At 30.6% G+C, this 7653-nt stretch carries 8 protein-coding genes, 1 tRNA gene, 1 rRNA gene and 3 other annotated features; of the genes, 2 read left to right on the forward strand and 8 right to left on the reverse strand.

The window, feature by feature from the left end:
- Positions 1-24: 24 nt before the first annotated feature.
- Positions 25-483 carry a hypothetical protein gene (locus ABDZ69_RS15310; RefSeq protein ID WP_343771001.1) on the reverse strand — a complete coding sequence of 153 codons (459 nt, stop codon included), beginning with the start codon at positions 481-483 and terminating at the stop codon, positions 25-27.
- Positions 484-557: 74 nt separating this feature from the next.
- On the opposite strand from ABDZ69_RS15310, the gene ABDZ69_RS15315 reads away from it, so the two are divergent.
- On the forward strand, positions 558-881 hold the full coding sequence (locus ABDZ69_RS15315) for a hypothetical protein (protein ID WP_343771003.1): 324 nt from the start codon (positions 558-560) through the stop codon (positions 879-881).
- Between the two features lie 38 nt (positions 882-919).
- On the opposite strand, the gene ABDZ69_RS15320 is transcribed toward ABDZ69_RS15315, so the two are convergent.
- Positions 920-1630 (reverse strand): lysophospholipid acyltransferase family protein, encoded by a 711-nt coding sequence (locus ABDZ69_RS15320; RefSeq protein ID WP_343771005.1) that lies wholly within the window; start codon positions 1628-1630, stop codon positions 920-922.
- A gap of 126 nt (positions 1631-1756) precedes the next feature.
- On the opposite strand from ABDZ69_RS15320, the gene ABDZ69_RS15325 reads away from it, so the two are divergent.
- Positions 1757-2596: a ComEC/Rec2 family competence protein gene (locus ABDZ69_RS15325; protein WP_343771008.1), complete on the forward strand. Its 840-nt coding sequence runs from the start codon at positions 1757-1759 to the stop codon at positions 2594-2596.
- On the opposite strand, the gene ABDZ69_RS15330 is transcribed toward ABDZ69_RS15325, so the two are convergent.
- From ABDZ69_RS15330 to rrf, 6 genes are all read right to left on the reverse strand, one after another.
- Positions 2580-3656, reverse strand: a complete 1077-nt coding sequence (locus tag ABDZ69_RS15330; protein ID WP_343771010.1) for a LiaI-LiaF-like domain-containing protein — start codon at positions 3654-3656, stop codon at positions 2580-2582. The two genes, ABDZ69_RS15325 and ABDZ69_RS15330, sit on opposite strands and share 17 nt — an antisense overlap.
- A 109-nt stretch (positions 3657-3765) precedes the next feature.
- Positions 3766-4563, reverse strand: coding sequence for an ABC transporter ATP-binding protein (locus tag ABDZ69_RS15335; RefSeq protein ID WP_343771012.1), 798 nt, complete (start codon positions 4561-4563; stop codon positions 3766-3768).
- Positions 4529-5431, reverse strand: a complete 903-nt coding sequence (locus tag ABDZ69_RS15340) for an ABC transporter permease (protein WP_343771022.1) — start codon at positions 5429-5431, stop codon at positions 4529-4531. Before ABDZ69_RS15340 ends, ABDZ69_RS15335 begins: the two co-directional genes overlap by 35 nt.
- 2 nt (positions 5432-5433) lie before the next feature.
- Positions 5434-6435 carry an ABC transporter substrate-binding protein gene (locus ABDZ69_RS15345; RefSeq protein WP_343771014.1) on the reverse strand — a complete coding sequence of 334 codons (1002 nt, stop codon included), beginning with the start codon at positions 6433-6435 and terminating at the stop codon, positions 5434-5436.
- Positions 6436-6493: 58 nt separating this feature from the next.
- Positions 6494-6695: a binding site (T-box leader), on the reverse strand.
- Between the two features lie 42 nt (positions 6696-6737).
- Positions 6738-6965, reverse strand: a binding site (T-box leader).
- Positions 6966-7008: 43 nt separating this feature from the next.
- Positions 7009-7234 (reverse strand) — a binding site (T-box leader).
- 90 nt (positions 7235-7324) lie between these two features.
- A tRNA-Asn gene (locus ABDZ69_RS15350) sits at positions 7325-7399 on the reverse strand.
- 11 nt (positions 7400-7410) lie between these two features.
- Positions 7411-7527 (reverse strand): 5S ribosomal RNA (gene rrf, locus ABDZ69_RS15355).
- Between the last annotated feature and the right edge of the window lie 126 nt (positions 7528-7653).

Below are 7653 nucleotides of genomic sequence, written 5' to 3' on the forward strand. Positions count from 1 at the left end.
AGAGTATTATTAAAAGGAAAAAGATTAAACTACATGAAGTTTAACCTTAATCAATTTATCTTCTATTCTTGTTATAACTAAGCTATAATTTCTTTCCTTTAATATATCTTCTAAAAGAGAGGTTTCATCCCTATCCAATATCTTTAATTTCTCTCCATCTTTTGTTTCAATAATCCATCTGTCACCTCTTTTATTAACGACAAGGTTTTCCCACTCATTTAACTTATAATTTTTATTTATTATAGTAAAATTTATTCCCCTACTTAAAAATATTTCCATAATTCTTTTATATTTTTCATTATTATCTTTAAAATTCTCTTCTAGTTTTTCTAGCTTTATACTTTTATCTTTAATTTCTTCTTTTATTTGAATAATGTTCTCTTCTAATCTTATATTCTTGGCTTTTATCTTATTAATCTTTTTCTCATTTATTTTTTTATAAAAAACATTAAGTATGTCTAAAAAATTATTTTCTTTTCTCATTTAACAAACTCCTTGTATAAGATTTTAAATAATGTACAATTATATAATATAAATGCTTTTTAGGAGGGTTGCTTTTGGATAAATTAATATCAATTATTAATAGTATTATTGATTTAACAATTAAATTTGTTAATAAAACTAAAGTCAAAATGGAGAAAGTTAAATCAGAAACTCTAGAAAAAATAAAATTGTTCCTCCAAAAAAGAAAGGCTATCAAAACTATTTATAATCCTACATTAATAGAATTATCGAAGAAAGAAACTTTTTATAAAGAGGAAATAAAAGGCTTAAAAAAACTACATAATGATTTAGAAAATAAAATACTCTCCATAGAAAACAGCAACGAATTGTTAGAAGAAAAAATTAAACTTCTAGGAGATTTGCTTACAAAAAATTAATAATCAGCTTTGTTTTTCTGCAAAGCTGATTATTATTTTTAAAACCCTTTAGCTATAGTATCCTTTACTATTTCTGATAGATTATTTAAACTTTCTCTATCTAGTTCCTTTGGATCAATAGGCTTATGAATAACCACATTCACCTCTGCTCCTCTAATTTTCTTGCTTTCATTTCCTTCTCTTATTTTTATAGTACCATCTATAGTAATCGGTACAATAGGCACTCCCGCTTTAGTTCCTAGTTTCATACTTCCCTTTTTAAATTCCAAAAGTTCTCCTGTTTTTGTTCTAGTTCCTTCTGGAAAAATAGATAAGGAATACCCCCTCTTTAGCACTTCAACGCCTTCATTTATGGACTTTAAAGATTCCCTAACATTTTCCCTATCCATAAATATACAGTTAACTTCCTTCATCCAACCGCTTATAAGCTTAGTTTTTTCTAATTCCTTTTTAGCAATAAAACCCATAGGCACTTTGGTGGCTGCTACTAAAACAGGTATATCAAACAAACTTTGATGGTTTGCTACGTAAAGAGCTCCCTCTTTAGGAAGATTTTCTTCCCCTTTAATGTTTATCCTAATTCCAACTTTTTTAATAATATAATCCGCCCATTTTAAATAAATATCTTTTAAAAATTCATCCGCTTCCTTATCTTTACCTTCTCTTCTCAATTTCTCAATTTTACTTTTTTTAAACACCGACCCTAACATATAAATACCAAACTGTAAAAACAATAAATATGTTTTCATAATCTACATCTCCTATCTTTTCGGAAATTAACAATTGCATTTTTATTATATCATATAACATATATGTTTTAAATAAAGTGGTTTGGGTAGAATAGAAGATAGTTTGATTTAGGAGGGCAGATTCTTTTGAAAAAGTCGTTTTACTTAAACATGTTAAAATTACTATTAATTATTTTAATTATAATGGTTCCTATAAAAAGACCTGCCTTTAATGATGATATTTTAAGGATACATTTTATAGACGTAGGACAAGGAGACAGTACCTTAATTACAATAGGTGAAAATAGCTTACTTATAGATAGTGGAGAAAGTAAAGCCAGTGAAAAGCTTTCTACTTATCTTAAAAAAGAAGGAATTAAAAAAATTGACCACGTAGTAGCAACTCATCCCCACGAAGATCACATGGGTGGGATGGAATTAATAATAGATAACTTCAAAATTAAAAACTTCTGGGCTCCCAAAGTTACCGTTAACACTAGATATTTTAATAGAATGATAGAGTCTCTTAAAAGAAAAAAATTAAGGATAAATGTAGCTAAAGAAGGGAAAATAATAAACCTTCACCCTAAAGTAAAATGTGAAATTCTCTCCCCCATAAATGAGAAATACGATAATCTAAATAATTATTCCCCTGCTATCTATTTAAATTATGGAAATCGTAGCTTTTTATTCATGGGTGACAACGAGGCTTCTGTTGAACAGGATATTATAGAGAGAAATAGTATAAGATGTGATGTATTAAAACTTGGACATCACGGCAGTAGCACCTCCTCCTCTGAAATATTCCTAGATAGCATTTTACCACAACTAGCCATAGCCAGTTGTGGTAAAAATAACTCCTTTGGACATCCTAGTAAAGCCATTATAAAGAGGCTTCAAACCAGAAATATTAAGCTTTATAGAACAGATATCCATGGAGATATAATCTTAGAATGCGATGGCAATACAATTACCATTCTCCGCTAGTTTCTACATCTATAGACCCAACCTTAACATCGATATTTAGCTTTCCAGAACCATTGCCAATTTTTCTAGACAAGTTTCCATTGACCCTACTATCTTCATTTATATCAATTTTCCCTTGATTAACCTTAGCAGAAACTTCTAAATTATTATCTTCAGTATCTACCTTTGCAGAACCTAAATTCATTTCAATATTTAAGTTTTTACAAACTTTATTATTTATATCAACTTCACCATTATCTATTTTAATTTTACCTTCTTGTACATCTCCGTCAAATTTAATTTGACCATTGTTCATATTTATATTAGCTATACTAGAATTCTTTCCTTGAATTAATCCATTATTAGCCTTAATGGTTAAGTTTTTTGCATCTCCTAAATAAATTGAAGCGTTATTACAGTCTATTTCTAAATTATTTAAAACCTTATATTCTTCGCTATTAAACTTTAGGTTGTTTATATCAATATTCACGTTTAAATTTTCTGGTAGATATATTTCACCTTCTACCCCTCTAATAAAGCTATCCTCTATAGCTACTTCATAACCATCTTTTCCTTTGATTTCTTTTATTTCATAGGTATTTCTTTTATCATTATTATCTACATATACCTTTAATTTAAGTTTAATCTTTCCATCCTCAGATTTTTTAATAACAACATCACCATTATTAGTATGAAAAGAAAACTTATTACCAAAGGATGATAGTTCTTTTTCCACTTCTATACTCTTCTTATTTTCCATGAACTTAGCATCATTTAATACTACTCCTACACCATCTTTAAATATATCAAAACCTTTAGGCAATCTACTTTCAACGACTACAAAGGCGTTTATACCTATAAAAACCATAATCATTGGTATAATGAGAAAATTAAATCCTACTCTATTCTCTTCCTTTTTTCCATTGTGCAAAACTATAATTTCAACTCCAAAGAGTATTATTAATAGTGGCCACCACTTTATTATTTCTCCACTAAATTCAAAGGCGATGTTTCTTAAAATCAACCATGTACCTACAAATATGAATCCAATTGCTGAGGTTACTGTACCAACTTTTTTCATTTTTACCTCTCTCCTTAATTTTATTATATATATATTATATATATATTATATATATTTTAACTCAAATCCCTTTGTAAGTACCTTAATTTTATATGAAGATTATCTTAAACTAAAAGGAAAATAAGGTTCTATCGCTTATAACTTCATTAGACTGAGCGCTATCAAAGTAGGATAATAACTTATTAATGGTTAAAGACTTCTTTTCTTCCCCTTTAATATCTAAAATTATTTCACCTCTATGCATCATTATAAGCCTATTCCCTATTTTTATAGCATGATTCAAATTATGAGTTACCATTAACGTAGTTATTTTTCTATCTACAACCATTTCATTGCTAAGTTCTATTATTATTTCTGAAGTCTTTGGATCTAAAGCTGCTGTGTGTTCATCAAGAAGCATTAGGCTTGGATTTGACATAGCCGCCATAATTAGTGCTAAGGCCTGTCTTTGTCCTCCTGATAGCATTCCAACCTTAGTATAGAGCTTATCCTCTAGACCTAAATTTAACTTTGATAATAACTCTTTAAAATACTCTACATCCTTTCCATTAACTCCTTTAGAAAGTCCAAACTTCTTTCCTTTATTTTGCGCAATAGACAAGTTTTCAAGTATGGTCATAGAAGGAGAAGTTCCAAGGGACGGGTCTTGAAATACTCTACCCATAAATCTAGTTCTTTTATGCTCTGGAAGCTTTGATATATCATCTCCATTTAAAAATATTGAACCTCCATCTTCTTCAATACAACCAGATATTATATTTAGTAAAGTAGATTTCCCCGCTCCATTACTACCAACTATAGTTATAAAATCTCCATCTTCTATAGTAAAGGATAAATTATTAAAAAGTATATTTTCATTAGCTGTTCCTTTATTAAATGTTTTGAGCAGATTCTCTATTCTTAACATAAGAATTTCCTCCTCTAAATAAAAGTTTTTTTGGTTTAAATGAAAGGGTTTTCCCATTCATGGATAGTGCTATTACTACAATTACTGCTGTTATTAATTTTAAATCTGTAGTTTGGAAATTTAACTTTAATGCAAAAGCTGTGCAAGCGTTATATAATACTGAACCCAAAATTCCAATTGCGGAAGCTTTTAATATAGAAATTCTTTTAAATATTGTTTCTCCTATAATAATTGAGGCAAGTCCCATAACTATAATTCCTGTCCCCATTCCAACATCTGAAAATCTTCTGTATTGAGCCATCATTCCCCCAGATAGAGCCACTAATCCATTTGACATAGCTAAGCCCAATATTTTTATTAGTCCTTTATCCATTCCAAGAGATGTAACTAATTGTGGATTATCTCCTGTAGCTTTCAAAATAAATCCTAATTTTGTGTTTAAGAAAAAATCCAACGCTAGTTTTACTAATAAAACAAATAAAACTATAACTATTAGAGGATGTACTCCCTCTATAAAAATATTATCTTTATTAAATAGTGGCACATTAGCCTTACCCATAACTCTTAGGTTTATGGAGTATAATCCTATCATTACCAAAATTCCTGATAAAAGGTTTGTTATTTTAAGCTTAACATGAAGTAATCCCGTTATTGTTCCAGCTGCAAGTCCTGCTACTAAAGATAAGAGGCAGGCTATATATGGATTAATTCCACCCATTAAGGCAGCCGCTGTTACAGATGCTCCTAAAGGGAAGCTTCCATCCACAGATAAATCAGGAAAATCTAGTATTTTGTAAGTAATATATACTCCTAAAACCATTATAGAAAATATTAGTCCTTGTTCTAATACACTAATCCAAAAATCAATCATTATTTACTCCCTCCAATAATCTTAGCTTTTTTTATCAAATCTTCTGGAATATTTATTTTCAATTTATTTGCCATATCCATATTTATAACTAATTCTGTATCCTGTAAAGTAGTCACTGCCATATCCTTAGGATTTTTTCCCTTAAGTATTTCTACAGCATTTTCTCCTGTTTGATACCCAAGTTTATAATAATCTATACCTTCAGTGGCCAATGCTCCACCTTCAACTTCAGCAACTACAGCCCCGATTATAGGTATATTTTTTTCTGTGCATTTAGCTGTTATTATGGGCATTGAGGATGCAACAACATTATCTGCTGGAGCATATAAAACATCAATTTTATCATTTAATGCATCTAAAGCTTGAGTAATTTCATTTACGTTAGTTACTCCTTTTGTTATAATCTCTAGCCCATATTCCGGAGCTATTTTTTTAGCTCTTTCTACTTCGGCTTCTGAATTAACTTCACTAGTGTTATATAAAATACCTACCTTCTTAGCATTTGGAACCAATTTCTTTAATAGCTCAAACTGCTTATCAATTGGTGCTGCATCTGTAGTTCCAGCTACATTAGTGCCTGACTTTTCAACAGATTTTATAAGTCCTGCCTTCACTGGATCTGTAACTGCTGTTATTAAAATAGGTATGTCCTTTGTTGCGTTATAAGCTGCTTGCGCTGTCGGTGTTGCTATAGCAAGTATTAAATCCTTTTTATCTGATACAAAGCCCTGAGCAATAGTTTGAGCTACTGGCATATCCCCTTGAGCATTTTTAAAGTCTATTTGGATATTCTCCCCATCTTTATATCCATTTTTCTCAAGTGCATCAATAAATCCCTTTCTAGCAGCATCTAAAGACTCATGCTCTATAATCTGAGTTATTCCTATCTTACTTACCTTCTTATCATTTGAAGTTGTAGCAGTTTTTCCACATCCTCCAAGTATAACTGTCCCCATTATTACCCCTGTTACTAAAACCTTTAATATTCTTTTACTTATCATAGTTATTACCCCCTGTATATTTATTGTTTTTGCTTATAAAAAAAACATACTTATCCTCTTATGAGGCGAAAGTATGTCTCGCGGTGCCACTCAAATTTATCACTTAATATATTAACGGCTTTCACCGGCACAACCTACTCTTAAAAATTTCAGCCTGCAATTCAAGGGTGAATTTCAATAATCTTAGTTTATGGGCTTGCACCTTATCCCACTCTCTGTAAAACATCTTATTATTTACTTATCCCTATCACAATTTTTGTTTTATTTAATTTTGGGTATAAAAAAAACATACCTATCTCCCTCCATGGGGCGAAAGTATGCCGCGGTACCACCCAAATTTATAACTCTAAAAATTGATATATTCTATCAATTTTGTAATCTTTAACGACTTTCGCCGGCTCAGCTTACTTTAAATAATTTCAGCTTGCAACTCAAGGGTGAATTTCAATAACCTTAGTTTATGGGCTTACACCTTATCCCACTCTCTGTAAAACATCTTATTATTTACTTATCCCTATCATAATTTTTGCTTTATTTAATTTTGGGTATAAAAAAAACATACCTATCTCCCTCCAATGGGGCGAAAGTATGTCGCGGTACCACCCAAATTTATAACTCTAAAATTGATATATTCTATCAATTTTTTAATTCTTAACGACTTTCGCCGGCTCAGCTTACTTTAATAATTTCAGCTTACAACTCAAGGGTGAATTTCAACAACCTTAGTTTATGGGCTTACACCTTATCCCACTCTCTTTTAAACCTTGATTTGTTTACTTATCCCTGTCACAGTTTTTAATTAATTATGTTATAAATTAGAATACTATAGCTTTATAGAAAAGTCAATAGTATTTTTAAAACTTTTTTTATATTTGTCAAAAAATAAAAATGGCTCCGCGAAAAGGATTCGAACCTTCAACCTATCGGTTAACAGCCGAGTGCTCCACCGTTGAGCTATCGCGGAACAATGTTTAGACCTGGCGACGACCTACTTTCCCACAAGGCTGCCCTTGTAGTATCATCGGCGCTATGAAGCTTAACCTTCGTGTTCGGAAAGGGAACGGGTGTTACCTTCAAGCCATAATCACCAGATGCTCTGTTTCTTAAAATCTTCGATTTTCTAGAAACAGAGTACTTCGCAGCTACGCTGTCGAAGTTTCCTTAATCAGTTTTACCCGATAAGGTTGAAAGAAATGTTCTTTCAAAATTGCACAAAGT

This window comes from Clostridium malenominatum (assembly GCF_039521365.1).
Taxonomy (GTDB): domain Bacteria; phylum Bacillota; class Clostridia; order Clostridiales; family Clostridiaceae; genus Clostridium_AW; species Clostridium_AW malenominatum.

What these genes read in the sequence shown, in the direction of transcription:
- ABDZ69_RS15310 (WP_343771001.1), bottom strand. Translation starts at nt 483, where the DNA reads ATGAGAAAAGAAAATAATTTTTTAGACATACTTAATGTTTTTTATAAA.
- ABDZ69_RS15320 (WP_343771005.1), bottom strand. Translation starts at nt 1,630, where the DNA reads ATGAAAACATATTTATTGTTTTTACAGTTTGGTATTTATATGTTAGGG.
- ABDZ69_RS15330 (WP_343771010.1), bottom strand. Translation starts at nt 3,656, where the DNA reads ATGAAAAAAGTTGGTACAGTAACCTCAGCAATTGGATTCATATTTGTA.
- ABDZ69_RS15335 (WP_343771012.1), bottom strand. Translation starts at nt 4,563, where the DNA reads ATGTTAAGAATAGAGAATCTGCTCAAAACATTTAATAAAGGAACAGCT.
- ABDZ69_RS15345 (WP_343771014.1), bottom strand. Translation starts at nt 6,435, where the DNA reads ATGATAAGTAAAAGAATATTAAAGGTTTTAGTAACAGGGGTAATAATG.